This window comes from Hydrogenophaga sp., from assembly GCF_030651625.1.
In the GTDB taxonomy this organism is placed as follows: Bacteria; Pseudomonadota; Gammaproteobacteria; order Burkholderiales; family Burkholderiaceae_C; genus Hydrogenophaga.
On the sequence record NZ_JAUSCF010000030.1, the window covers coordinates 202,483 to 226,726 of the forward strand.

Annotated in this window: 21 protein-coding genes; 8 read left to right on the forward strand and 13 right to left on the reverse strand. The window is 64.1% G+C overall.

Annotated elements, in window-relative coordinates; translation table 11 throughout:
* The first annotated feature begins 56 nt into the window (after positions 1 to 56).
* Together Q7V46_RS14545 and corA are read left to right on the forward strand one after the other, a co-directional pair.
* On the forward strand, positions 57 to 1,367 hold the full coding sequence (locus tag Q7V46_RS14545) for a patatin-like phospholipase family protein (RefSeq protein ID WP_304914272.1): 1,311 nt from the start codon (positions 57 to 59) through the stop codon (positions 1,365 to 1,367).
* Positions 1,368 to 1,715: 348 nt separating this feature from the next.
* Positions 1,716 to 2,702: a magnesium/cobalt transporter CorA gene (gene corA / locus Q7V46_RS14550; protein ID WP_304914273.1), complete on the forward strand. Its 987-nt coding sequence runs from the start codon at positions 1,716 to 1,718 to the stop codon at positions 2,700 to 2,702.
* Between the two features lie 165 nt (positions 2,703 to 2,867).
* Here the strand turns inward: corA and Q7V46_RS14555 are convergent, their stop codons facing one another.
* The 4 genes from Q7V46_RS14555 to Q7V46_RS14570 form a co-directional block, all read right to left on the reverse strand.
* A complete protein-coding gene (locus tag Q7V46_RS14555) occupies positions 2,868 to 3,551 on the reverse strand; it encodes a 5'-methylthioadenosine/adenosylhomocysteine nucleosidase (RefSeq protein WP_370690348.1) in 684 nt (227 codons plus the stop codon).
* A gap of 188 nt (positions 3,552 to 3,739) precedes the next feature.
* Positions 3,740 to 5,428, reverse strand: a complete 1,689-nt coding sequence (locus Q7V46_RS14560; RefSeq protein ID WP_304914274.1) for a long-chain-fatty-acid--CoA ligase — start codon at positions 5,426 to 5,428, stop codon at positions 3,740 to 3,742.
* Between the two features lie 225 nt (positions 5,429 to 5,653).
* Positions 5,654 to 7,072, reverse strand: a complete 1,419-nt coding sequence (gene pntB, locus Q7V46_RS14565; protein WP_304914275.1) for a Re/Si-specific NAD(P)(+) transhydrogenase subunit beta — start codon at positions 7,070 to 7,072, stop codon at positions 5,654 to 5,656.
* A gap of 26 nt (positions 7,073 to 7,098) precedes the next feature.
* The gene (locus Q7V46_RS14570) at positions 7,099 to 8,733 is read right to left on the reverse strand and encodes a Re/Si-specific NAD(P)(+) transhydrogenase subunit alpha (RefSeq protein WP_304914276.1); all 1,635 of its coding nucleotides are present in this window, start codon (positions 8,731 to 8,733) and stop codon (positions 7,099 to 7,101) included.
* 467 nt (positions 8,734 to 9,200) lie between these two features.
* On the opposite strand from Q7V46_RS14570, the gene Q7V46_RS14575 reads away from it, so the two are divergent.
* On the forward strand, positions 9,201 to 9,680 hold the full coding sequence (locus Q7V46_RS14575; RefSeq protein ID WP_304914277.1) for an NUDIX hydrolase: 480 nt from the start codon (positions 9,201 to 9,203) through the stop codon (positions 9,678 to 9,680).
* A 202-nt stretch (positions 9,681 to 9,882) separates the two neighbouring features.
* Here the strand turns inward: Q7V46_RS14575 and Q7V46_RS14580 are convergent, their stop codons facing one another.
* Entirely contained in the window at positions 9,883 to 10,431 is a 549-nt protein-coding gene (locus Q7V46_RS14580; RefSeq protein WP_304914278.1) for a hypothetical protein, read from the reverse strand.
* 575 nt (positions 10,432 to 11,006) lie between these two features.
* Between Q7V46_RS14580 and Q7V46_RS14585 the strand changes: the two genes are divergently transcribed.
* Positions 11,007 to 11,507 carry a hypothetical protein gene (locus Q7V46_RS14585; protein WP_304914279.1) on the forward strand — a complete coding sequence of 167 codons (501 nt, stop codon included), beginning with the start codon at positions 11,007 to 11,009 and terminating at the stop codon, positions 11,505 to 11,507.
* The gene (locus Q7V46_RS14590; RefSeq protein ID WP_304914280.1) at positions 11,504 to 12,877 is read left to right on the forward strand and encodes a GAF domain-containing protein; all 1,374 of its coding nucleotides are present in this window, start codon (positions 11,504 to 11,506) and stop codon (positions 12,875 to 12,877) included. The genes Q7V46_RS14585 and Q7V46_RS14590 overlap by 4 nt, the downstream gene beginning before the upstream one ends.
* Before the next feature lie 21 nt (positions 12,878 to 12,898).
* On the opposite strand, the gene Q7V46_RS14595 is transcribed toward Q7V46_RS14590, so the two are convergent.
* Positions 12,899 to 13,642, reverse strand: coding sequence for a hemerythrin domain-containing protein (locus Q7V46_RS14595; RefSeq protein WP_304914281.1), 744 nt, complete (start codon positions 13,640 to 13,642; stop codon positions 12,899 to 12,901).
* A 162-nt stretch (positions 13,643 to 13,804) separates the two neighbouring features.
* Positions 13,805 to 14,206, reverse strand: coding sequence for an alternative ribosome rescue aminoacyl-tRNA hydrolase ArfB (gene arfB / locus Q7V46_RS14600; protein WP_304914282.1), 402 nt, complete (start codon positions 14,204 to 14,206; stop codon positions 13,805 to 13,807).
* 239 nt (positions 14,207 to 14,445) lie between these two features.
* On the opposite strand from arfB, the gene Q7V46_RS14605 reads away from it, so the two are divergent.
* Positions 14,446 to 15,879 (forward strand): ethylbenzene dehydrogenase-related protein, encoded by a 1,434-nt coding sequence (locus Q7V46_RS14605; RefSeq protein WP_304914283.1) that lies wholly within the window; start codon positions 14,446 to 14,448, stop codon positions 15,877 to 15,879.
* 2 nt (positions 15,880 to 15,881) lie between these two features.
* The gene (locus Q7V46_RS14610; protein ID WP_304914284.1) at positions 15,882 to 16,430 is read left to right on the forward strand and encodes a hypothetical protein; all 549 of its coding nucleotides are present in this window, start codon (positions 15,882 to 15,884) and stop codon (positions 16,428 to 16,430) included.
* A 73-nt stretch (positions 16,431 to 16,503) separates the two neighbouring features.
* Here the strand turns inward: Q7V46_RS14610 and eutC are convergent, their stop codons facing one another.
* The 6 genes from eutC to Q7V46_RS14640 form a co-directional block, all read right to left on the reverse strand.
* Positions 16,504 to 17,325 (reverse strand): ethanolamine ammonia-lyase subunit EutC, encoded by an 822-nt coding sequence (gene eutC, locus Q7V46_RS14615; RefSeq protein WP_304914285.1) that lies wholly within the window; start codon positions 17,323 to 17,325, stop codon positions 16,504 to 16,506.
* Positions 17,322 to 18,734: an ethanolamine ammonia-lyase subunit EutB gene (locus Q7V46_RS14620; RefSeq protein WP_370690349.1), complete on the reverse strand. Its 1,413-nt coding sequence runs from the start codon at positions 18,732 to 18,734 to the stop codon at positions 17,322 to 17,324. Before Q7V46_RS14620 ends, eutC begins: the two co-directional genes overlap by 4 nt.
* A 23-nt stretch (positions 18,735 to 18,757) precedes the next feature.
* Entirely contained in the window at positions 18,758 to 19,615 is an 858-nt protein-coding gene (locus tag Q7V46_RS14625; RefSeq protein ID WP_304914286.1) for an ABC transporter permease, read from the reverse strand.
* A 76-nt stretch (positions 19,616 to 19,691) separates the two neighbouring features.
* A complete protein-coding gene (locus Q7V46_RS14630; protein ID WP_304914287.1) occupies positions 19,692 to 20,558 on the reverse strand; it encodes an ABC transporter permease in 867 nt (288 codons plus the stop codon).
* 7 nt (positions 20,559 to 20,565) lie between these two features.
* The gene (locus tag Q7V46_RS14635) at positions 20,566 to 21,681 is read right to left on the reverse strand and encodes an ABC transporter ATP-binding protein (RefSeq protein WP_304914288.1); all 1,116 of its coding nucleotides are present in this window, start codon (positions 21,679 to 21,681) and stop codon (positions 20,566 to 20,568) included.
* Between the two features lie 9 nt (positions 21,682 to 21,690).
* Complete coding sequence (locus Q7V46_RS14640; RefSeq protein WP_304914289.1) at positions 21,691 to 22,758, reverse strand: extracellular solute-binding protein; 1,068 nt, start codon at positions 22,756 to 22,758, stop codon at positions 21,691 to 21,693.
* A 205-nt stretch (positions 22,759 to 22,963) separates the two neighbouring features.
* Between Q7V46_RS14640 and Q7V46_RS14645 the strand changes: the two genes are divergently transcribed.
* The gene (locus Q7V46_RS14645; RefSeq protein ID WP_304914290.1) at positions 22,964 to 24,082 is read left to right on the forward strand and encodes a carboxynorspermidine decarboxylase; all 1,119 of its coding nucleotides are present in this window, start codon (positions 22,964 to 22,966) and stop codon (positions 24,080 to 24,082) included.
* Positions 24,083 to 24,244 lie beyond the last annotated feature (162 nt).

The window sequence follows — 24,244 nt, forward strand, 5'->3', positions numbered from 1 at the left end:
CCTGGGCAAATCCCACGTGGCTCAAGCCTGGCGCTGTGTCATGATTTCAGCAACTTTTGCTCCCCCGGCTTGCCACGCATGGCAAGGCGTTTTGCACTTTGTCGCTCGACACGCTGATCTCACGCAATCTGCTCACACCGCCCGCCCTCCCTGAGCGGCCTGGCGCGTGCGCGCTGGTGCTCATGGGCGGCGGCGCGCGCACGGCCTACCAGGCGGGCGTCCTCAAGGCGGTGGCGGCCATGCTGGCTGCCCGTGCCCCCGCAACCACACCCAACGCCATTCCCGCCTTCCCCTTCCAGTGGCTGTTCGGCACTTCAGCCGGTGCGTTGAACGCGGCGTTCCTTGGCAGCCGGTCCTGGCACGGCCTGGAAGCCTTGCCCATGCTGGCCGCTTTCTGGAGCGGGCTGCGTTCGTCACAGGTGTACGCGCTCGACGCCCCCCGCTGGGTGCGCACCAACCGCGTGGTGGCCGGCTGGACACTCGCGCGCCAGGTGAAGCGCCACCGCGCCCTGCTCGACACCCTGCCACTGGTCGACACCCTGCACCGCGCCATCGACCTGGCCGCCCTGGAGAAGGCGCTGGAGCAAGGACACATCGATGCCCTGGGTGTGACCGCCTCCAGCTACTCCACCGGTGAACACTGGACCTTCTGCCAGACGCGGCCGGGCCACCCCGTGGCGCCATGGCACCGGCCAGGCCGACGGGCCGAATTCCAACCCATCACCATCGAACACCTGATGGCCTCCAGCGCCATCCCCTTCCTGTTCCCCGCCGTGCCGCTGTGGGTGGATGGTCGCAAGGAGCACTTCGGCGACGGTTCCATGCGACAGCTCTCACCCCTGTCTCCCGCCATCCAGTTCGGCGCTCGCCGGCTATTGGTGGTTGGCGTGGGTCAGCCCCAGCGTTCGGGCATGAGCGCGCCCACCAGCGACGAACCCACCGCCGGCACCATCGCCGGGCATGCCATGGCCAGCGTGTTTCACGACACGCTGCAGGCCGATGTGGAACAGGTGCAGCGCGTCAGCCAGACCCTCAGCCGGCTGCCCCCTGCGCTGGCGGCCGCCCTGCCGTACCGACCTGTGCGCGTGCTGGCCATTCAGCCCACTTTCTCACTCGACGAAATGGCGCTCAAACACATCGGGGCGCTGCCGGTGTCCACCCGAAACACCCTCGCCGGCCTGGGAGCGCTCGACACCAAACGAGGCTCGGCAGGCAGCGCGGCCTCGCTGGCGAGCTACCTGCTGTTCGAACCCGACTTCGTCAACGCCCTGATTTCACTCGGCGAAGGCGATGCCTGGCGCCGCAAGGATGAGGTGCTGGATTTCTTTGAGCCCACGCCAGCAGGGGAACCCCCGGATCGCCAGTGACTGAGTCGGCCAGGATCACCGAGGAACCGCCCTTCGACAAGCTCAGGACGGAACTCAAGTGATGCCCTTCCCGCCGAAGGCGAGAGAGGGGGTGACGCGAAGCGGCGCGGGGGGAGCCTTCCTCTACAGTGACATAATTGCGCGCCATACTTCCCCCGAAACCCACCATGGACAGCACGCCTCCCAGTTGTGTGCTTTCAGTCCCCTCCAGTTTCGCCTGAGCCTCGCCCCCCTGCTGCGGTGGCTGTGATCAGGCAGACGGTCGGCTGAAAGCGCCCCCAAGCCCGTCGCGGCGCGGCAGCCATGCCCGCCCCATCACAGAATCCGTAAACCGCCGGGAGCGCACGCATGCTCAACGTCTTCACGCTGGCCAATGGCCGCCTTTTCCAGGAAGAAATCGAGTCGCTCGAAGAGCTGGCCCGGTTCAAGCCCATCTGGGTCGACCTGGAAGACCCCACCCCCGAAGAACGCCGCTGGGTCAAGCAGCATTTCGGCCTGTCGATCCCGGAAGACGCGATGGACGAAGACATCGAGGAATCGGCGCGGTTCTTTGAGGAAGACAACGGCGAGCTGCATGTGCGCAGCGACTTCTTGATCACGGCAGACGAGAAACCTCGCTCGGTCCGCGTGGCGTTCATTCTCAACGAGCACAACGACAAGCTCAAGAGCCAGGGTGTGCTGTTCTCGATCCACGATGAAGACGTGCCGGTGTTTCGCCTGCTGCGCATGCGCGCCCGGCGCATGCCTGGCCTGATCGATGACGCCAAGGACGTGCTGCTGATGCTGTTCGACGCCGACGCCGAGTACTGCGCCGACACGCTGGAAGACATCTACGACGAAATCGAGATCGTCAGCGCCCAGGTGCTCAACAGCAACGCATCAGACAACCTGCTCAGTGAAGCCCTCTCGGCCATCGCGCGTCACGAGGACATGTCGGGCCGCATCCGCCGCAACGTGATGGATACCCGGCGCGCGGTCAGCTTCATGATGCGCAGCCGCCTGCTCAGCGTCGAGCAGTTTGAAGACGCGCGCCAGATCCTGCGCGACCTGGACTCGCTCGACAGCCACACCGCGTTCCTGTTCGACAAGATCAACTTCCTGATGGACGCCACCGTGGGTTTCATCAACATCAACCAGAACAAGATCATCAAGATCTTCTCGGTGGCCAGTGTGTCGCTGCTGCCACCCACGCTGGTGGCCAGCAGCTACGGCATGAACTTCCAGTTCATGCCCGAACTGGAGTGGTCGTACGGCTACCCGTTTGCCATCGCCCTGATGGTGTTGTCGGCCGTGGTGCCGATGGTGTACTTTCGCAAGCGGGGCTGGCTCCGTTAAGCCCACCCCCGCCGCGCTGCGCGCGACCCCCTCAAGGGGGCGATACCAGTCGTCCGGCAAAGCCGGTCCGACGGTATCCCAGGCTTCAGGCACATCGCGCCGGAAAGCATGCTCGCCAACGGCACCACGAACCGGGGTCGCCTTGCTCCGATGCAGAGTTGGCCACTACGCCAGTGCTTCTATGATGGCACCGCTGTAGCGCGAAGCGACCTCGCGCAGGAAGCGCGGGAAGTCCACATGCGCGGCGTCGTCGGCGCGGTCCGAAATGGTGCGCACCACGGCCAGTGGCACGCCGAAGTCGTGGCAGACCTGGGCGAAGGCTGCGCCTTCCATTTCCACCGCGAGTGCGTCGGGCAGCTCGCGCTGCAGGGCCTGGCTCTCGGCGGTGGTGGACACGAAACGGTCACCGCTGATGAGCAGGCCCTGGTGCAGACGAGGCGCCTGCAGGCCGAATGCACTCACTGTGGCGGCATCGAGTTGTGCGGGCAGGGTGTGCAGCATGCGTTCGCAGGCCAGTTCCAGCGCGTCGGTGAGCAGACTGTCTGCATCGAAGCGACTGCGCTGGTACCCCGGCACTTCGTGACGCGGAAAGATCGGCGAAGCATCCATGTCGTGCTGCAGAAAGCTGCGCGCCAACACCACATCGCCCACGTTCACACCCACACCCAGCCCACCGGCCACACCGGTGAAGACGATGCGCTTCACGCCAAAGCGTTCGATCAGCAAGGTGGCGGTGGTGGCAGCAGCGACCTTGCCGATGCCCGAGAGCACCGCCACCACGTCCTGCCCATGCAAATGCCCCACCCAGAAATCCCGCCCGCCCACCGCCTGCCTGTGTTCGTCTGGCATCAGCGCGAGCACGCTGGCGAGTTCGTCGTGCAGAGCCGAGACGATGGCAGTGGATTGGCGATACCCCCCTGCGCCGCTTCGCGGCTTCCCCCCTGCAAGGGGGGACCCCACTGGTGGCCCGGCAAAGCCGGTTCCACGGTGGGCGCTGGACAAGGCTTCCTCAGGCATACCGCAGCGGGGGGATGGACCTACTTCTTGTCGCGTAGTTCGCGACGCAGGATCTTACCCACCGGCGTCTTGGGCAGTTCGGTGCGGAACTCGATCACCCTGGGCTGTTTGTAGCCGGTGAGGTTGGCCTTGCAGTAGGCGCGCACCTGCTCTTCGCTCAGGGCCGGGTCCTTTTTCACGATGACCAGCTTCACGGCCTCGCCCGACTTGTCGTCGGGCACACCCACCACCGCACACTCCATCACGCCGTCGAGTTGCGCCACCACATCCTCGACCTCGTTCGGGTAGACGTTGAAGCCGCTGACCAGCACCATGTCTTTCTTGCGGTCGACGATCTTGAAATAACCGCGTTCGTCCATCACGCCGATGTCGCCGGTCTTGAAGAAGCCGTCGGCGGTCATGACCTTGGCGGTCTCGTCGGGGCGCTGCCAGTAACCGGCCATGACCTGCGGACCTTTGATGGCGATCTCGCCGGGCTGGCCCAGCGGCACCTCATTGCCATCGTCGTCCAGACACTTCATCCAGGTGTTGGGCAGCGGTACGCCGATGGTGCCGCTGTACTCGGTGCTGGTGGTGGGATTGCAGCTCGCCGACGGACTGGTTTCCGACAGGCCATAACCTTCGCAGATCGGGCAGCCGGTCTTGTCCAGCCACAGCTTGGCGACAGCCCCCTGCACCGCCATGCCACCACCCACCGACACCTTGAGGTTGCTCCAGTTCACGGACCCGAAATCCGGGTGGTTGGCCAGCCCGTTGAACAGCGTGTTGACTGCTGGGAAACTGTGGAAGGTGTGCTTGCTCAGCTCCTTGAGCACCGCCGGCAGGTCGCGCGGGTTGGGGATCAGGATGGTCTTGCCGCCGGTGCGCATGGACAGCATCATGTTCACCGTGAAAGCGAAGATGTGGTACAGCGGCAGCGCGCACACGCTGGTGGGTTGCTCGCCGGCCGGCACCTTGCGCATGACGGGGTCGTTCCACGCCTCGGACTGCAGCACGTTGGCGATCACGTTGCGATGCAGCAGCACAGCGCCCTTGCTCACACCCGTGGTGCCCCCCGTGTACTGCAGCACGGCCACGTCGTCGGCCTTGATGTCCGGGCGCTTCAGGCTGCCCCGCGTGCCACGCGCCACGGCCTCGTTGAACCGCACCGCTTGCGGCAGGCTGAAGGTGGGCACCATCTTTTTCACGTTGCGCACCACGTAGTTCACGATGGCGCCCTTGAGCAGGCCCAGCATGTCACCCATGGCCGCCAGCACCACGTGCTTGACCGGCGTGTTGCCGATGCACTGCTGCAGCGTGGAGGCGAAGTTCTCGATGATGACGATGGCCTTGGCGCCGGAATCCTTGAGCTGGTGCTCCAGTTCGCGTGCGGTGTAGAGCGGGTTGACGTTGACCACGACGAAGCCGGCGCGCAGGATGCCGGCCACCACGACCGGGTACTGGGGCACGTTGGGCATCATGATGGCCACGCGATCACCCTTGACCAGTCCCAGGCCCTGGAGGTAAGCGGCAAAAGCCTGTGACAGGCTGTCGGTGAGCCCGAACGTCACGTCCTTGCCCATGAAGCTGTAAGCCGTTCTTGCGGCGTTCTTCTGGAAGCTCTCCTCCATCAGGTGCACCAGCGAGGGGTATTGCGCCACATCGATGTCGGCGGGCACACCCTCAGGATACGCGCCCAGCCAGGGACGGTTGGCCGTCGATTCGGTCATTCGGTCTCTCCGTTGATGTTGTTCAGACAGCCGTCCCGGCGAACGGCAACCCTACATTCTGGCCCACCCCCAGCGATGAGGCGATCGTGTTTTACCCTCACCTGAAACCGCCCGGGCTCTGCAAACCGAACCAGACCATTTCCGGGCGCTACAGAAAACCACGAAAGCTCGATGGTCCGCCTGGTTTGCACGGGCCGGGGCGGTCTTGCCCAGACCAGTGCGTGATCAGGCCTTCAACGCCACCAGCACTTCGTCGAGCATCTTCTTGGCGTCGCCGAAGAGCATGCGGTTGTTTTCCTTGTAGAACAAGGGGTTGTCCACGCCGGCGTAACCGCTGGCCATGGAGCGCTTCATGACGATGCTGGTGCGTGCCTTCCACACTTCCAGCACCGGCATGCCGGCGATCGGGCTGGTCGGGTCGTCCTGTGCGGCCGGGTTGACGATGTCGTTGGCGCCGATGACGATCGCCACATCGGTATCGGGGAAGTCGTCGTTGAGTTCGTCCATCTCGAACACGATGTCGTAAGGCACCCTGGCTTCAGCCAGCAGCACGTTCATGTGGCCCGGCATGCGGCCGGCCACCGGGTGGATGCCGAATCGCACATTGACCCCTTTCTCGCGCAGCGTGCGGGTGATCTCGAACACCGTGTGCTGGGCCTGCGCCACCGCCATGCCATAGCCAGGCACGATGATCACGTTCTTGGCGTCACGCAGCATTTCGGCGGTATCAAGGGCGCTCACTGGCACCACTTCACCCTGCGGCTCGGCGGGCGCGCCGTCTGTCTTGGGCGCGGGCTTGCCACCGCCGCTGCCAAAGCCGCCGGCGATCACGCTGATGAAGTTGCGGTTCATCGCGTTGCACATGATGTAGGACAGGATGGCGCCGGAGGAGCCCACCAGTGCGCCGGTCACAATCAGCAGATCGTTGCTGAGCATGAAGCCGGTGGCCGCAGCAGCCCAGCCGGAATAGCTGTTGAGCATGGACACCACCACCGGCATGTCCGCACCACCGATGGCCATGACCATGTGCATGCCGAACAGCAGTGCGAGCACCGTCATGATGATCAGGGGCGTCATGCCGTCGGCCACGCTGTCGACGCGGATGAATTCGCGCCCGTACCAGATCACCACCAGCAGAGCGATCAGGTTGAGCCAGTGGCGCGCCGGCAGCAGCAGCGGCTTGCCGCCGATCTTGCCCGAGAGCTTGCCGAACGCGATCAGCGAGCCGGAGAAGGTGACCGCCCCGATCAGAATACCGATGTAGATCTCGACTTCGTGGATCACCTTCTCGGCACCCTCGTAATTGATCGAGGTGTCGACATAGCTGGCGAAACCGACCAGGCAGGCGGCCAGACCCACCAGGCTGTGCATGAGCGCCACCAGCTCGGGCATCTGGGTCATCTTGACCACTTTGGCGGCGTAGAGGCCGACGCTGCCGCCAATGACCAGCGCCGCAATGATCCAGGGCAGGCCGGCCGCGCTGACACTCGGCCCGAAAATGGTTGCCAGCACGGCCAGGGCCATGCCGATCATGCCGAACAGGTTGCCGCGCCTTGAGGTTTCCGGGTTGGACAGGCCACCCAGACTCAGGATGAACAGAATGGCGGCACCGAGATAAGCCACCGTGGTGAGACTTTGGGACATGTTCGTCTTTCCTTGTTCTTGTCTCTTTATTTGCGGAACATGGCGAGCATGCGGCGCGTCACCGAGAAACCGCCGAACATGTTGATGGCGGTCAGCGTGATGCCGACAAAGGCCAGCCAGTGAATCAACTCGGCCGGGCGGCCGCCGGCCGAGGGGTCCGGGGGCGCAATCTGGACCAACGCGCCAATGGCGATGATGCTGGAGATGGCGTTGGTCACGCTCATCAGCGGCGTGTGCAGCGCAGGTGTCACGTTCCACACCACCATGTAGCCAATGAAGCAGGCCAGCACGAACACCGTGAAGTGGCCAAGGAAGGCCGCCGGGGCGTAGGCGCCGATGAACCAGAAAGCCAGAGCGCCCACGCCGAAGATGATGGCCAGGTTCTTGGCGGGCAGCGGACCGGTACTGCCGTGGCCGTGCCCACCCTTCTTCTCGACCGCCGGGCCCGCGGGCTTGGCCGCCGGCTTGGCGGCCACGACCAGCGGCGGCGCAGGCCAGGTGATCTCGCCATCCTTGACCACCGTCAGTCCGCGGATGGCATCGTCTTCCATGTTGACGTTGATGACGCCGTCCTTGGTCTTGCACAGCTCTTCGGTCAGGCGAAACAGGTTGGTGCCGTACAGCGTGGAAGACTGGCGGGCCATGCGCGAGGCCAGATCGGTGTAGCCAACAATGGTCACGCCGTGGCGCACCACGGCCTCACCCGGCACAGTCAGTTCGCAGTTGCCGCCCTGTTCGGCCGCCATATCGACGATCACGCTGCCGGGCTTCATGCTCCTGACCATCTCGGCGGTGATCAGCTTGGGCGCCGGCTTGCCGGGAATCAGTGCGGTGGTGATGATGATGTCGACATCCTTTGCCTGCTGCGCGTACATCTCGCGCTGCGCGGCCTGGAAGCCTTCGCTCATGACCTTGGCGTAACCACCGCCGCCCGAGCCTTCTTCCTCGTAGTCGACCTTGACGAACTCGCCGCCCAGCGAAACCACCTGATCGGCCACCTCGGCGCGGGTGTCGTTGGCGCGCACGATGGCACCCAGGCTGGCGGCCGCGCCAATGGCGGCCAGGCCTGCCACACCGGCACCGGCGATGAACACCTTGGCCGGTTGCACCTTGCCGGCAGCCGTGATCTGACCGTTGAAGAAGCGGCCAAACGCGTTGGCCGCTTCCACCACGGCACGGTAACCACTGACACCAGCCATCGAGGTCAGCGCGTCCATCTTCTGGGCACGGCTGAGCGTGCGCGGCAGCGCGTCGATCGACAATGCCGTGACTTTCCTGGCTGCCAGTTGCTGCATCAGCTCCGGGTTCTGTGCCGGCCAGAGGAAGCCGATGATGGTCTGACCCTCGTGCATCAGCGCCACTTCGTCGGGGGTGGGCGCACGCACCTTGAAGACGATGTCACTGTTGTTCCAGAGCTCGGTGGTCGAGCCGGCGATGCTGGCGCCGGCTTCACGGTAGGCATCGTCGGACAGGTCGGCCAGATCGCCTGCGCCCGTCTCCACCACCACACCAAAGCCCAACTTGACCAGCTTGGTCACCACATCGGGCACGGTGGCCACGCGTTTCTCGCCGGGGAAGATCTCGCGCGGCACGCCAATGCGCTGGGGCGTGGGAGCGACCGCGATGGCGGCGGCGGTATCAGTGGGTGCGCCAGAAGTCATGGAAGTGTCCTTAGAGCAGGGATTTCAGAAAGGAGCAGGGAAATGGGGGCGGAGCATCCAGGCGAGCGCGAGGGTCGGCAGAGCTTTGCCGTCTTCGCGAACCGAAGACTCCGTCAGCCGTCGGTGCAGGTGCATGCCGCGTGCGGGCCTGGTAGACGGGCCCGCTTTTTCCTGGCCGTCTTTGGCGCGGCGGTCGAGCGGCTCTCGCTCGGCGTTGTTTCGGCGGGATCGCCTGGCAGCATGGATGTCTCCTCACTCGCATGGGTTCGTCACGAATCCGCGCGAGCTTAACCCGAAAGCCATACCGGGGCGAACCGGTTTCTTACCGGACGCGACAGGCCACCCACCCTTTTCCTGCACATGACCGCTGAATGAAAGCGGCGCTCCCCACCCCGCTCCCTGCTCCATCCACAGCCAGTGTGTGGTGTTCTGAGAGAGGTTGTTGTACGGCACCACATAATGCCGGCATGGACACCCGATGGAAACCCAGCGTCACCGTGGCCGCCGTCATCGAACGCAACGGCCGCTACCTGCTGATCGAAGAACACACGCCCGAAGGTCTGCGCCTGAACAACCCGGCGGGTCACCTCGACCCGGGCGAAAGCCCTGAGCAGGGCGTGGCACGGGAGACGCTTGAAGAAACCGCACACCACTTCAAACCCACCGCGCTGGTGGGCGTGTACCTTTCACGCTTTCAGCGCGAAGCCACGGGCGAAGACATCACCTACCTGCGCTTCGCATTCTGCGGTGAGCTGGGTGAAGAAGTGTCTGACCAGGCACTGGACACCGGTATCGTGCGCACGCTGTGGATGACGCCCGACGAGGTGCGCGCCAGTGTCGACAGGCACCGCAGTCCTTTGGTGCTGCGCTGCGTGGAAGACCACCTGTCGGGGTTGCGTTATCCATTGGGGCTGGTAGTGACGGACGCGTCGGTGCTCAGGGTTTAGGCGCCCGGTGGGCTGCTGAAGGAAGACAGTGGCTGACGCAGCGTGACGGTATGGCGGCTTGTGGCTTTATCCCCAGGGCAAATCGCTGGCGGTGTTGGCGGTACAAAGTCAGGACGAAAAAATGGAGGCGGTTTGCCTCCATTTTCTTTGCGTCCTTGCGACGCGCAACGGCCCTCCCGGACCTACTTTCAATAGTACATGGTCAGATCAGATCTTTCCAGACTTCGCCATCAATACTGACCTGCAATGGCGAGAATGTAGGGTCGCCCACTGTCACCGGATCTCCTGCGGGGGTGAGGACCCAATTATTAGGACATGAATTTAGCGGGGGGCCATCTGTGGACGTCGTCGTGGTTTGACCTGCACCATAGCCGCTCAGGATGAAACCGGTGACCTGATTGCGTTCACGTGCCACAGACGTGACGATCCCTTCCGAAGTAGTGGTGGTCGTTCTTTCACGCTCTTGGGTACTTTGATTGTTTGTATTGGTACAGATCCAGCTGACCTCGGTCACGGTGGTCGAACTGGTGCGGAATGTCACCTTACTGGCGTTGTCTTGCAGCATTTTGTTATTCAGGTTAAGCGCCACCTGCACATCGCCCTTGCCCACAAAACCCGTGCCCTCATCCGTCATCTCCCAGGCTTTCGCCGTCGCTTGGGTGACATCGGTGTCGCCGCCACCGCCACAGGCCGTCAGAATCCCCACCGCCGCGGCCAGCACCGTGGCACGCACTTTCGTTGCAACTCGCATGAAAAACTCCTCAGAAATTGAATCTTGCCCATTGCTTCCGACCCAACGCACCTCTCGTGTGCGCAGGTTGTGCGGCCGTTTGATCGCGCCGGGCGAGAGGCCCTTGCCCACGTATGCCCGATGCCCTCCCGTTTCTCGCGCGTGCTGCCCGAAAAGCAAACCCTTGACGCAGGAAAAGCATGGCCACCACCAATTACTTTTACTTACGTGAATAAACTTTTAACTCACTTCGGTTTAATTTGGGTGAATTTTTTTTAATACCAACGGTCCGCCTTCATCACTTTGTATGAAGATTGGAACGATCGGCATCTGAATGTCGTCGGTGCCGGGCGAAACAGACAGTATCCTCCCCGCCCAGCCCAGGTGCCCGGGGGCGGGGAGGTCCCGCTTTCGCACTCGTCACTGGCCCTGAACACCCACCGCACCGGATCGCTCTGGTCATTTCTGCACTGGCGTGTGTCCATCGATCTCTGCATGCGGTCGCCATCAACTCTCCCGGCGCACGCGAGCCCGCTTTGCTTCCTGCAGACGGCTGGCTATCATGCTGGGCGTGTTTGAACCTGGCTTTGCACACTGTGGAAACGTCCACCACCCGACCGCTGCTGACACCGGATCACCTTGCCATGATCGAACGTGGCGTGTCGGTGATCGTCAGCTCGTGCGGTCACGACCTCACGCCCAGCGTGATGCGCGCAGTGGGCAGCCGGACCGACGATGAAGGGCGCCGCTTCACTGTCTACCTGTGCCGCAGTCAGTCGGCCCAGTTGCTGAAGGACGTGGCCCGAAGCGGCCGGCTGGCCGCCGTGTTCAGCCAGCCCAGCACCCACCGCACCGTGCAGCTCAAGACCCGCACCGCTCGGTTACGGGAAGCCACCGAGGACGACGTACCCGCACTCGGGCGCTGTCTGCAGGGCATGGAGCGCGAACTCACGAGCATTGGTTTTGCTGCCGTTTACGCGCGCGCCATGCTGGCTTACCGGCTGGACGATCTGGTGGCCGTCGAGTTCGTGCCCGAAGTGGCCTTCGACCAGACGCCCGGTCCCAAGGCGGGCCAACCCATCACGGCAACCACATGACGACCGCCCATGCGCAGCCCGTGGTGGATCTGAACGAGGTGCGACCCTGCCTGGAGGGTGCCATCCCGGCCATGATGGCCACCTGCGCGGCCGACGGCACACCCAACGTGGCCTACATCTCGCAGGTGTACTACGTGGACGAAGGCCATGTGTCGCTGTCGTTCCAGTTCTTCAACAAGACGCGACAGAACCTGCTGGCCAACCCGCGTTCCACGCTGCTGCTGCTGAACCCGCTCAATGCGGTGTTCTACCGGCTGCAGCTGCGCTACCTGCGCACCGAAGAATCGGGGCCGGTGTTCGAGAGCATGAAGGCCCAGCTGGCGGGCATCGCATCGCACACCGGCATGGCCGACGTGTTCCGCCTCCGCGGGTCGGACATCCACGAAGTGATCGAGGTCGAACGCCTGCCGCAGGAGCCGTTGCCCGAGGCCCTGCCGGCGCCACCGTCCAGACCCAACTTTCTTGCCGTGTTGCGCCGTGGCAGTGCACGCCTATCAAGCGCCAACACCCTGGACACGCTGCTTGAAGCCACGCTGGACACCCTGGAGCAGGGTCTTGCGGTGCGCCACGCCATGGTGCTGATCCTCGACAACGCCACGCAGCGCCTCTACACCCTGGCCAGCCGGGGCTACGAGACCTCGGGCGTGGGATCGGAGATCGCGCTGGGCGATGGCGTGATCGGCGTGGCGGCACGCGAACGCACGCCGGTGCGCATCATGCACATGACCAGCGCCTACCTCTACAGCTGCGCCATGCGCAACAGCCTGGGCGACGCACACCCGCACCACACCGACATCCCTTACCCCGGCCTGCACGCGCCGCACAGCCAGATGGCGGTGCCGCTGCAGTCGGCCGGGCGGGTGGTGGGCGTGCTGTTTGTCGAGAGTCCGCTGGACATGCAGTTCAGCTACGAGGACGAAGACCTGCTGGTCTCGCTGGGTGGCCAGCTGGGCGCGGCCATCGACCTGATGCACGAGGCCGAAACACCCTGCACCGACGGCAAGGCGGAACCCGCAGCGGCCAGTGCACCAACGGTGTTGGCGGGACCGGCGCTGCGTGTGCGCCACTACCGCAGCAACGACAGCGTGTTCATCAACAACAGCTACCTGATCAAGGGCGTGGCCGGCGCCATCCTCTGGAAGCTGCTGCGCGATGGTCAACAGGGTCGGCGTGACTTCACCAACCGCGAGCTGCGGCTGGACAAGTCCTTGCGCCTGCCCGACGTGGCCGACAACCTCGAAGCCCGCTTGCTGCTGCTGCACCGGCGGCTGATCGAGCAGTGCCCGCAACTGCACATCCTGAAGACCGGGCGCGGCTGCTTCCGCTTTGAAGCGAGCGGGCCGGTCGAGCTGGAAGACGTGGACGGCTGAAGCGGGCGCCGGAATGCCGGGTCAGCCTTCCACCAGGCCCGGCTCGGGGGAAAGCCCCAGCCCGTAGGCCAGCTTGGCCCATTCGCGCACATTCAGTTGCCCCTTCACACCGGTCAGCAGCCCCTCAAACACCGGCGCAGGCGCGCCCGCGCGCATGCCCTGCATCACCCCCAGGCGCTCGGGCGCGTTCAGTTGCGGCAGCATCCAGCGCATCACCAGCATCATTTCGGGCGGTGGCACCGTGGCCAGCAGGGCGTCGTGGACGGCGATCAGTTCGGCATCGGTGTAGGCGGCCCAGAGCGCGGTGTTGTGCACCGTTTCTTCGACGTGCATATGCTGGAAGTTGTCTGCCACGAACAGAGCCAGCGCCAGGTAGAGCGCCTGCAGCGCAGACTCACGCTCACCGGCCTCCAGGGTGAGCAAGGTCCGGGCCGCATCACCGAGGTGGGCGATGTGTCGGAGGTGCGCTTCGTGGTCCTCGGCCACCGGCTGGGAGACGCCGGGGCAGCGGGCATCGAGTGCCGGATGCGCGAATTCGTTTTCGTGGGCGACATGGCTGGCGCACAGGGCCAGGAGTTCTTCCACCCGGGCCATGGCGTGCTTCACGTCGGCGTCGTCTGTGGGGTCGGCGCGGCCAACCGCGATCAGCGTGTCGGCCATGAAGGCGCGCAAGGCCTTGTGGATGCCTGCGTACAGATTGAAGCGGCCAAGGCCGGTGCGGGCGGCAGCGGCCAGGTGGTTCATTTCGATCGCATGGGATTGCATGTGGATTCCTTTGCCGGGCGGCGCCCGGTTTGACTTGTGATGACCGCAGCACCCCATGTGCCGCGTGTCATGGAAAACAAGTCTAGAAATCGCGCGCGAGGCGCGCTGCTAAATAGCGCTTAAAGGAATCGTAAAAAAACCTTAAGCGAACAGAAAACAGGTTCAGTCGATGCTGCGCACCCGGCCGCGCAGCTGCTTGACCGTCGATCGCGTGGCCTTGCCTTCCAGACGGCGCTGCTTCGAGCCAAACGTGGGCCTGGTGGGTTTGCGCGCCTTGGGCAATGTGGCCACGCTGTCCACCAGCGCCTGAAGCCGGTCCAGCGCCTCGGCCTTGTTCTGCTCCAGGCTGCGACTCGTCTGGGCCTTGATCACCACCACCCCTTCGGTGGTGATGCGTTTGTCGCTCAGGGCCAGCAGACGTTCCTTCACGGCCTCCGGCAGTGAAGACGCGTGCACGGCAAACCGGAGGTGCACCGCGTTGGACACCTTGTTGACGTTCTGTCCGCCCGCGCCCTGTGCGCGGATGGCGGTGAACTCCACTTGCGAAGGGTCGACCCGGGACATGGGGGCAGTGTGCCACGCGAAAGTGTCTGCGTTTCGGGTGCGTGTCCCGCACAGGAAAGCAACAAAGCCTTGCGGGTTCCCCATTCAATTGTTAAGCCAACCTTAAATGGATGGATTGCTTTCAAAGTTCTTACTCAATTGATGGCGCCGTGCCGCCCTGCGTAGCGATGGTTGACATATGTCAACCGGTCGATTCCTGTGAAGCCTACGCTGGACGCTCATCAAAACAGGAGACCCCCATGAATAAAACCACCGCCCAAGGTGGGCTGCTGGCCGCCGTGGCGCTGTTCGGGGGGGCCTTGCTGCTCTCCTGGTTCACACACGGCACCGGTGTCATCCGCGACGACCCCAAGCGCAACATCAGCATCCCCAAGCAGTTGACCGTGCCCTTGCAGGTGCAGGCCGCCTACAACGGTACCGACATGTTCTTCCGCTACCGGTGGCCGGCCGAGAAGCCAGGCATCTTTCACGATGTGCTCACCTATGAGGACGGCAAATGGGTCACCAAAGGCAAGGCCGTACCGGGCTCCGAGCCTGACGGACTGCACGAGGACCGGGTGGCCATGATGCTGGACGATGGCAGCGTGCCCGAGTTCGCGCGCTATGGCGGCTATCTGGCCATTGGCGCGGGCATCGCCACCTTCACCAAGCACGCTTCCAGCGATGAGGTACAGGCACACCCCTACCTCGGCAAGAAACTCAAGCAGGACGAAGTGGGCAAGCACCTGCCGCAGACGCGCACCGACATCAATGACTGGGCCAGCGTTCAGCCTGAAGAAACCTTGAAGGCGCAACGGGCCGCCGGCTATTTCCTGGACTTGTGGCACTGGCGCGGCCATCGATCCAACCCGATCAACATGTCAGACGACCAACTGGTCGCCGAAGCCCGGATGGGCGACGCGGGCAAGAGCAGCGCAACCTCCAACTGGGACGGCGAACTCAAGCAGCCCAGGCTGATGTTCAACAGCACCGCCACGGGCTACAGGTCCCTGAAATGGGACGATGTGGCGAACGGCAAGCTGTCACAGGACAGCACCTACTTTCTGCGCGACGGCGAGGCGGTCCCTTTTGACCCCGCCGCCGGCTGGCAGAACGGCGATACCCTGCCAAGGCGCATCCTGCGCACACCCGAGGAATCGACGGCCGACATTGCCGTGCAAGGCAAAGGGCTCTGGACCGATGGCTTCTGGGACGTGACGCTCACGCGCAAGCTCGACACCGGCCATCCGCTGGACGACAAGATCCTGAAAGACCAGGGCGCCTATGCGGTGGCTTTCTCCATCCACCGCAATGCCACGGGTGGACGATGGCACTATGTGTCACTGCCCTACTCACTGGGTCTGAGCCGGGACGCCAACATCGTGGCGCAGAAATTTGATGAGGCCGCTCCCACCTGGGGCGAAAAGTGGACAACGGTCGAACTCTTCTACCCCGGCCAGGTGAGTTGGCCGCACCTCAACAGCACCCAGCACGCTGGCGCGAAGTACATCAAACAGGGACAGCCTGTGACCACGCACCACAGCGTGGACCAGCTCAAGCACTACGGCGTCGAAGCCGAGTTCGCGAGCGAGATCTACAACCAGTGGCGCTGGACACTGCTCGCCGGCCTCGTGCTGATCGCGGCATTCGGCTTTGCCCTCAACCAGTCGCTCAAGCGCACCACAGGAGTCTGATCATGGATGCTTATCACGTCGTGATGGTTCACTTTCCGATCGCGCTTTGGATGACCGCCACACTGGCGATCTTCCTGCGGGTGTTCTCTGATGGCCCGCTGGCCAGAGCCGTTGATCACGCACTCGTTCCCCTGCTCAGCGCGAGCCTGGTGTTCGGTGTCATTGCGTTTGCCATCGGCCTGATGGTGTGGCCCTGGGAAACGATCTCCGCGTCGGCCCTGGGTCGCAACCATGTGCTGCTCGCCAGCTGGACCGTGGCCTACTGGGCCATGATCCTGTTCGTGCGGTGGCGCCGGGGCGAGAGCGTGTGGCAGGGCACATCGCGCTGGGTCATGGCCGTACTGGCTTTCCTGGGCAGCGCCCTGCTGGGCATCACCGGCACCCTGGGCGGCCACCTCGTGGGCATCTACACCGAGGTCTCTGACCTGCTACGCATCTTGGGATGGGAGGTGTACACCACCTACTACGTGCCCAACATCACCCTGATTGCTCTGGCCGTGATTTCGCTGGGGCTGCTGGTCATGGCATTCCTGAGCCGCAAGGCGACCTGAGCGTCGCGGCGAACCGCCGGCAACAGATCGGGCCGCAGCGGACCACCAGCGCGTCCGCCCCGCCCGGGATCCTTCAGGGCCGCAGCCTCTGCGGCCCTGAGAGTGGCGGGTCCAGCCGCTCATCCACCTCGTCTTTCAGGGCGATGCCCGTGATCTGGCGCAGGCGGGCCTGCCGCAACAGCGCCATCAGTTTGCCTGCCGCCCGCTCGGGTGGCAGGCCCGCGTCGCGCACGTTGGAGATGCAGTTGCGCTGCGCATCGCTCAGGCCCACACGCGGTGCCCATGTGAAGTAGATGCCCAGGCTGTCCGGCGAGCTCAGCCCCGGGCGCTCCCCGATCAACACCACCACGGTGCGTGCGTGCAGCAAAGCACCGATCTCGTCGCCAATGGCCACGCGGCCCTGCTCGACCAGCGCCACCGGCGCCAGCGTCCAGCGGTGTGTATCGTCCTCCCGGAGTCGCTTCACGAGGTTTGTCATCAGCGGCAGGGCGTGCTGCATGGCGGCATGGGCCGAAAGACCATCGGCGATCACAAAGGCGAGGTCAGGTGGTGTGTCTGTCCCTTGGTCTTGTTGCCAGTTCTGCAGGGTCTGCACCGAGCCGGCATCCAGCCGGCGCCCCAGGTCGGGTCGTTGCAGGTAGGTGATTCGGTCGGGTGCGGCACTGTGCAATTGAAGCGCCTGCAGACCGAGCGCGTGCAGGGGTTCTGTGAGTTGGGTCGGGTCGAAAGGCAGGTGCACCGCATCGCGTGCCTGTGCATGGGCCAACTGGAATGCCAGGTGCGCGGCCGTGGGCTGACTGACACCGGCACGTCCCAGAGCGATGCGCGCGTCGGTGAAGCGCCGAAGTCCGCGCCACAGCGCGGGCGTGACGGTCGCCGTGGGCACCTTGTTCATGACGCCTCCAGGCGGGCAATGGCTGGTGCAAAGGCATCCGGCAACGCAGGCACCAGGCGCATGCCCTCTCCTGGCTCGGTCACACCCATGCGTTGCAACCAGGCTTCAAACTCCGGTGCGGGCCGAAGGCCGAGCAGCAGACGCATGGCCAGCGCGTCGTGGAACGAGGTGCTCTGGTAGTTGAGCATGATGTCGTCCGCCCCCGGCACACCCATGATGAAGCTGACCCCGGCCGTGCACAGCACGGTCAGCAGCGCGTCCATGTCGTCGCTGTCTGCCTCGGCGTGGTTGGTGTAGCAGACATCGCAACCCATGGGCACGCCCAGCAGCTTGCCGCAAAAGTGGTCTTCCAGTCCGGCACGCAGGATCTGCTTGCCATTGAAAAGGTATTCAGGGCCAATGAAGCCCACCACCGTGTTGACCAGCAGCGGCTGGAAGTGCCGCGCCACCGCGTAGGCGCGGGCTTCAATGGTCTGCTGGTCGCAGCCATGGTGGGCATTGGCCGACAAGGCGCTGCCCTGGCCAGTCTCGAAATACATCACGTGCTCGCCGCGCTGCCCGTCGTCAAAAACCGCGCCACGCCGCTGCGCAAGTGCCGCTGCGCGCGCCTCAGCCAGCAGCGCGAGGTCGATGCCGAAACTGCGGTTGGTGGCCTCGGTGCCGCCAATCGACTGGAAAACCAGATCGACCGGCGCACCCCGTTCCATGGCCTGCAGCGTGTTGGTCACGTGTGTGAGCACACAGCTTTGCGTGGGCATTGCGTAGCGGGTGATCACCTCATCGAGCATGTGCAGCAGGCGCTGGACCTGCGGCACGTTGTCGGTGGCGGGGTTGATGCCGATCACCGCATCGCCACTGCCCATGAGCAGGCCATCGATCAGGCTGGCGGCGATGCCGGCCATGTCGTCGGTGGGGTGGTTGGGTTGCAGGCGTGTGGCCAGCCGGCCCGGCAGCCCGATGGTGCCGCGAAAACGCGTGACCACGGTGCACTTGCGTGCGATCAGTGCCAGATCCTGAACCCTGCAGAGCTTGCTCACTGCGGCCACCATTTCGGGTGTGAGGCCGGGGGCCAGCGACGTCAGTGTCGCGGTGTCGGCTTCGTCACCGAGCAGCCAGTTGCGGAAGTCGCCCACGGTCAGGTGCGACACCGGCGCAAAAGCCGCGCGGTCGTGGGTGTCCACGATGAGGCGGGTCACCTCGTCGGCCTCATAGGGCACCACAGTCTCGTTCAGGAAATGCGCCAGCGGCAGGTCGGCCAGGGCCATCTGGGCCGCCACACGCTCCTGGCTGTCAGCCGCGGCCACACCAGCGAGCTGATCACCCGAGCGCAGCGGCGAAGCGCGCGCCATCAGCGCGCGCAGGTCGTCAAAGACGTAGCGCCGTGGGCCGATGGTGTGAGCGTGTTGCAAGATTCAGACCTTAGCAGTTGCTGTCATGGCTGTGTCGCAGGTTTTCGCCAGAGCAGCATCAGCGCCAGCAGCGCCGATGCGATCATGAGGAACAGGCTGATGGCATTGAGCACCGGCGTGGCGCCTTCGCGCATGCGGCTGTACATGAGCACCGTCAGCGGCGGATCGGAGCCCACCAGCATCAGCGTGGTGTTGAAGTTCTCGAACGACATCAGGAACGCCATGGCGGCTGCGCCAATCATGCTCGGGCGCAGGTAGGGCAACGTGATGGTCCACAGCACCGCGAGCCGGCTGGCACCCAGGTTGTAGGCGGCTTCTTCGAGCGTGCGGTCGAAGCGACGCAGGCTGGCCGAAATGGTGAGCGTGGCAATGGTGACGATGTAGCAGAACTGCCCCAGGATCACCAGTGGCAACCCAGGGCGCAGGAAGTCCAGCTCCAGCCCCCAGGTTTCGTCGGCAAAGTTGGCGATGCGGCTGGCGAAGGCGAGGATGGAGATGCCCAGGATCACGCCCGGAATCACCAGCGGCAGCATGGTCAGCAACGCAATCGCGTTCTTGCCGGGAAACTCGAAGCGTTCCAGCAGGAAGGCGTTGCAGGTGCCCACACCCACCGACAACACCGTGACCCACAGGGCTACCCAGGCGCTGGTGCCCAGGCTTCTGATCAGTTCGCCGTCGGCCAGCAGGCCGGTGCGGGTATCGCTGTCGGCCACAAACCAGTCAAGCGTGAAGCCCATCCACGGCGGCGTGGGATAAGCCGCGTCGTTGAACGCGAACACGGCCACCACCAGCAACGGCACGAACAGGAACACAAAGAACCCGACCACGAAGGCGCCCAGGCCGAAGCGCTGCGAGGCGGGGCGAGGCAGGCTGGGGATCATGGTCAGTGCCCGCCCGGCCGCCCGAAGGGCTCTGAGCGCCCCCTCGGGGGGCAGAGAACGAAGAGAACGTGGGGGCTCACGTCTTCATCACAGCGCCGAAGCGCTGGCCAGTCAATTTCAGACCTGCCCAGACGAGGAGACTGGACAGGAACAACAGCAGGAAACCGAAGGCGGCGCCCTGGTTCCAGTTGAAGCGGGTGATGAACTGGGTGTAGATCTGCTCAGTGAACCACAACGAGTTCTTGCCACCCAGCAGCGTGGGCGTGAGGTAGTTGCCCAGGCAGAGCATGAAGACCACGATGCTGCCGGCGGCGATGCCGGGCGCGGCGTGCGGGATGACAATGCGGCGCACGATGTTGGCGGTGCTGCCATCCAAGTCGTAGGCGGCTTCGATCATGCTGTCGTCCAGACTCTCCAGGCTGTTGACCAGCGGAATCACCATGAACAGCAGCGAGGCGTACACCAGGCCCACCAGGATGGTGGCGTCGCGGTAGAGCAGCTCCACAGGCTGGTCGGCCAGGCCCACAGCCTGCAGCACGCTGGAGACCACGCCGGTTTCGCGCAGCAGGATCAGCCAGCCCAGGGTGCGCACCATTTCACTGACCCAGAACGGCAACAGGCACAACACCAGCAGCACGGTCTTGGCGCGGCCCTGCGCCACTTTGGCGATGTACCAGGCGGCCGGAAAGGCCAGCAGCAGTGTGAGCACCGTGGCCAGCACCGACAGCGTGGCTGTGCGCACAAAGGTGTTCCAGTACAGCGGCTCGTCCACGAAGGTGCGGTACTGGTCCAGGCTGAAGCCGTATTCACCCGGCCCCACCCGGGCCTGCAGCGAAAGCACCAGCAGCTCCACATGCGGCAGGATGACCAGACCCAGCAGCCACAGCAGCGCGGGCGCGAGCAGCACCCAGAGGAAGAAGCGGCGGTGGGTCGACTCGCTCATGACCAGATCAGACGCGAAAACACCATGCCTGGTCGGGTCGGTAGGTGAAATGCACCGTCTCGCCGTTCTGCAGATCAGCCAGCCGCCCTGTGAGCGGCAAAGCAATGTGCAAAGGTGTGCCGGACGTAACTTCATGCACCTGCACGGTGGAGTTGCCGCCGTCAAACAGCAGGCTTTGCACGGTGGCGCTGAACGCCGGGTTCCCCGCGGGCAGCTCACCCGCCTGGCGGCCTATCTCAATCGCTTCAGGGCGCACGAAGAGCACCGCCGTCTCGCCCACGTCCAGCGATTCCACGCGCTTTGCCCACAGGCCCAGACCGCTGGCGGTGCGCAGCAGCACCTGCTCACCGTTGCGTGCTTCAATGCGGCCCTCAAAGCGGTTGTTGTTGCCCACAAACCCCGCCACAAAGGCGGTGGCCGGCTGGTAATAGAGGTGCTGCGGGCTACCGACTTGCTCGAAGCGACCGTGGTTCATGACGGCCACCTGGTCGGACATGACCAGCGCTTCGGACTGGTCGTGCGTGATGTAGACGAAGGTGGTGCCGACTTCGGCCTGCAACTGCTTGAGCTCCACCTTCATGTGCTCGCGCAGCTTGAGATCGAGCGCACCCAGCGGTTCATCGAGCAGCAGCAAGGCAGGCTCCAGCACCAGCGAACGCGCGATGGCCACGCGCTGCTTCTGCCCACCCGAGAGCTGGTCGATGCGCTTGCTTTCGCTGCCGGGAAGGCCCACACGCCGCAGCATGTCGGTCATCCTGGCCTTGGCGGCGGCGCTCTTGATACCGCGTCGCTCCAGGCCATAGGCGATGTTCTCTCCCACGCTCATCATGGGGAACAGCGCCAGGTGCTGGAACACCATGTTGACCGGGCGCCGGTTGGGCGGCACGCCCAGCATGGACGCGCCCTTGATGTGCAGGTCACCGCCGTCCGGGGCGATGAAGCCCGCGATCATGCGCAGCAGCGTGGTCTTGCCACAGCCGGACGGGCCGAGGATGGAAAAAAACGAACCACGGCGAACGCTGAAGCTGAGGTCCTGCACCGCCACAAACGCTCCGAAGCGTTTGTGCAGGGACAGCACCTCCAGATCGTGTTCGCCGGACGCAGCGGGGGCGGAGTTCGGCACCGCAGCCGCTTACTTCGCGGCTTTCACACGGTCGAGCACACGACCTTCGATGTCTTCAATGCCGGCGGGCACGGCCGGGTACCACTTGATGTTGTTCAAGGCCGCTTCGGGGAAGCTGTCGGCGAACTGCTTTTTCAACCCTGCATCCATCAGCTGGTCTGCACCCTTGGAGGCGGTGAAGTTGCCGGCGGCGCCGGCCACCTTGGCAGCGATTTCCGGACGCATGTTGAAGTTGATCCAGGCGTAGGCGGCAGCATCGTTGCGGCCCTTGGCGGGAATGGCAAAGGTGTCGACCCAGCCCAGCGCGCCGGACTTCGGCGCCACGAACTTCACATCAGGGTTGGCCTTGTTGAGCTCCCAGCCGCCGGTGTCCCACATCATGGCGGTGGTGAGCTCACCGGAACGGATGCCGGCGAGCAACTGGTCCTTGCCGTCCCAGTAGAACTTCACATTGGGCTTGCAGTCGGCCAGCTTCTTGCCCATTTCGTCCATCAGGGCACCGTAGGCCTTGGGATCGTTGTAAAGCGCAAACGGGTCCTTGCCGGATGCAAACGCCATGGCAACCAGCGTGGGGCGCTTCAGCCGCATGCTCACCTTGCCGGCGTTTTCGGCGGCACACAGATCGGCGTAGTCGGTGGCCTTGGAGGTTTTGGTGTTGACCACCAGGCCGTCGGTGCCCCAGATGTGCGGTACGCCGTAGACGGCGCCGCCCACGGTGGTGTTTTTCTTGGTGGCTTCGAGCATGGAGGGGATGAACAGATCGGTCTTGATCTTGCTCATGTCCATGGCCTTGTATATCTTGAATTCGGTCTGCGGTCCGGCGATGCGGTCCTGGCTGGGTTGGGCCAGATCAAAGCCCGCGCCGGCCGTGGCGCGCAGCTTGGAGATCATTTCTTCGTTGTTGGAGGTGGTGACCTCCACCTTGAAGCCGGTTTCCTTGGTGAATTGCTCGATCACATCCTTGGGCGCGTAGCCGCCCCAGGTCAGCAGGCGCAGCGTTTTGTTGTCTTGCGCATGGGCGGCGCCCGCAGCAACCACCAGAGTGGCTAGGACAATTCGGGTCAGGGAATGCTTCATTGGCGACTCGCTTTCGGCAGTGTGTGACAGGGAATGGAAGCAAAGAAAGCCCGGCGGGCCTGGCGTCTGGGCGGGACCGGCGCTATAGGAGCGCAGAATCCGGGAAAGCCCACAATAAGTCAAGTCAATGACGTTTTCGTGACGCCCCATTCCCGCAATCCTTGCGGAGGCGTGCTCCCAAAAGGGGCGTGGGGATAATGGGCACATGTCCGACTCCCGTCTCCCCACACCTCACTACCTCATCGACAAGTCCCGCCTGCTGCCCAACCTGGAAAAAATGGCCTGGCTTCGTCAGACCTCGGGCGCGAAGTCGCTGCTGGCGCTCAAATGTTTTGCCACCTGGTCGGTGTTCGACTTCATGGCCGAGTACATGGACGGCACCACCAGTTCTTCGCTGTTTGAGGTGCGGCTGGGGCGCGAGAAATTTGCCGGGGAAACGCATGCCTATTCGGTGGCCTGGGCCGATCACGAGATCGGCGAAGTGGTGGACCACTGCGACAAGATCATCTTCAACACCCTGGGTCAACTGCGCCGCTTTGATGCCGCCTCAAAAGCCAGGGTGCGAGGCCTGCGCGTGAACCCCGGTGTGAGCTCATCGAGCTTCGACCTGGCCGACCCGGCGCGGCCCTTTTCGCGACTGGGTGAGCACGACCCGACCGCCATCGAGCGCGCCCTGGACGAGATTGGCGACATCAGCGGCTTCATGTTCCACAACAACTGCGAGAACGGCCGGCTGGAGCGTTTCGGCGAGATGCTGGATCACATCGAACAGCGCTTCGGCCACCTGATCCGCCGTATGGACTGGATCAGCCTGGGCGGCGGCATTGCCTTCACCCACCCGGACTACCCGCTGGCCGCGTTTGCCGAGCGCCTCAAGCGCTTTGCCGACGAATACGGCGTGCAGGTCTATCTGGAGCCGGGCGAGGCCGCAGTGGCCAACTCCACCACGCTGGAAGTGAGCGTGCTCGACACCCTGCACAACGGCAAGGACCTGGCCATTGTGGACAGCTCCATCGAGGCCCACATGCTGGACCTTCTGGTCTACCGCTACAGCGGCCGCATCGAACCCAACCAGGGCCCGCACGAATGGATGGTGTGCGGCAAGTCATGTCTGGCGGGTGACATCGTCGGCGAGTTCCGTTTTGCGCAGCCCTTGAAGGTAGGCGACCGCCTGTCCATCGAAGACGCCGCCGCCTACACCATGGTCAAGAAAAACTGGTTCAACGGCGTGCAGATGCCGGCCATTGCGGTGCGCGAACTCAATGGCGAAGTGCGACTTGTACGCGCCTTCGGCTATGCGGACTTTGCGTCCGCATTGTCATGAGCCACCCCCCGCGCCGCTTCGCGTCACCACCCTGCAAGGGGGGCGGCACCCGTGGCCCGGCAAAGCCGGTTCCACGGTGCCTCTGGATAGCTCCCCTGCTTGCCTCGCAGTTCGCTCGAAGGCCAGCGGTTCGCTGATTTTTATTGTGGCTGCCCCCTGCCC

Coding starts and splice junctions, on each gene's coding strand:
- corA (WP_304914273.1), top strand. CDS start 1,716: ATGCTCAACGTCTTCACGCTGGCCAATGGCCGCCTTTTCCAGGAAGAA.
- Q7V46_RS14555 (WP_370690348.1), bottom strand. CDS start 3,551: ATGCCAGACGAACACAGGCAGGCGGTGGGCGGGCGGGATTTCTGGGTG.
- Q7V46_RS14560 (WP_304914274.1), bottom strand. CDS start 5,428: ATGACCGAATCGACGGCCAACCGTCCCTGGCTGGGCGCGTATCCTGAG.
- pntB (WP_304914275.1), bottom strand. CDS start 7,072: ATGTCCCAAAGTCTCACCACGGTGGCTTATCTCGGTGCCGCCATTCTG.
- Q7V46_RS14570 (WP_304914276.1), bottom strand. CDS start 8,733: ATGACTTCTGGCGCACCCACTGATACCGCCGCCGCCATCGCGGTCGCT.
- Q7V46_RS14575 (WP_304914277.1), top strand. CDS start 9,201: ATGGACACCCGATGGAAACCCAGCGTCACCGTGGCCGCCGTCATCGAA.
- Q7V46_RS14580 (WP_304914278.1), bottom strand. CDS start 10,431: ATGCGAGTTGCAACGAAAGTGCGTGCCACGGTGCTGGCCGCGGCGGTG.
- Q7V46_RS14590 (WP_304914280.1), top strand. CDS start 11,504: ATGACGACCGCCCATGCGCAGCCCGTGGTGGATCTGAACGAGGTGCGA.
- Q7V46_RS14595 (WP_304914281.1), bottom strand. CDS start 13,642: ATGCAATCCCATGCGATCGAAATGAACCACCTGGCCGCTGCCGCCCGC.
- arfB (WP_304914282.1), bottom strand. CDS start 14,206: ATGTCCCGGGTCGACCCTTCGCAAGTGGAGTTCACCGCCATCCGCGCA.
- Q7V46_RS14605 (WP_304914283.1), top strand. CDS start 14,446: ATGAATAAAACCACCGCCCAAGGTGGGCTGCTGGCCGCCGTGGCGCTG.
- Q7V46_RS14610 (WP_304914284.1), top strand. CDS start 15,882: ATGGATGCTTATCACGTCGTGATGGTTCACTTTCCGATCGCGCTTTGG.
- eutC (WP_304914285.1), bottom strand. CDS start 17,325: ATGAACAAGGTGCCCACGGCGACCGTCACGCCCGCGCTGTGGCGCGGA.
- Q7V46_RS14625 (WP_304914286.1), bottom strand. CDS start 19,615: ATGATCCCCAGCCTGCCTCGCCCCGCCTCGCAGCGCTTCGGCCTGGGC.
- Q7V46_RS14630 (WP_304914287.1), bottom strand. CDS start 20,558: ATGAGCGAGTCGACCCACCGCCGCTTCTTCCTCTGGGTGCTGCTCGCG.
- Q7V46_RS14640 (WP_304914289.1), bottom strand. CDS start 22,758: ATGAAGCATTCCCTGACCCGAATTGTCCTAGCCACTCTGGTGGTTGCT.
- Q7V46_RS14645 (WP_304914290.1), top strand. CDS start 22,964: ATGTCCGACTCCCGTCTCCCCACACCTCACTACCTCATCGACAAGTCC.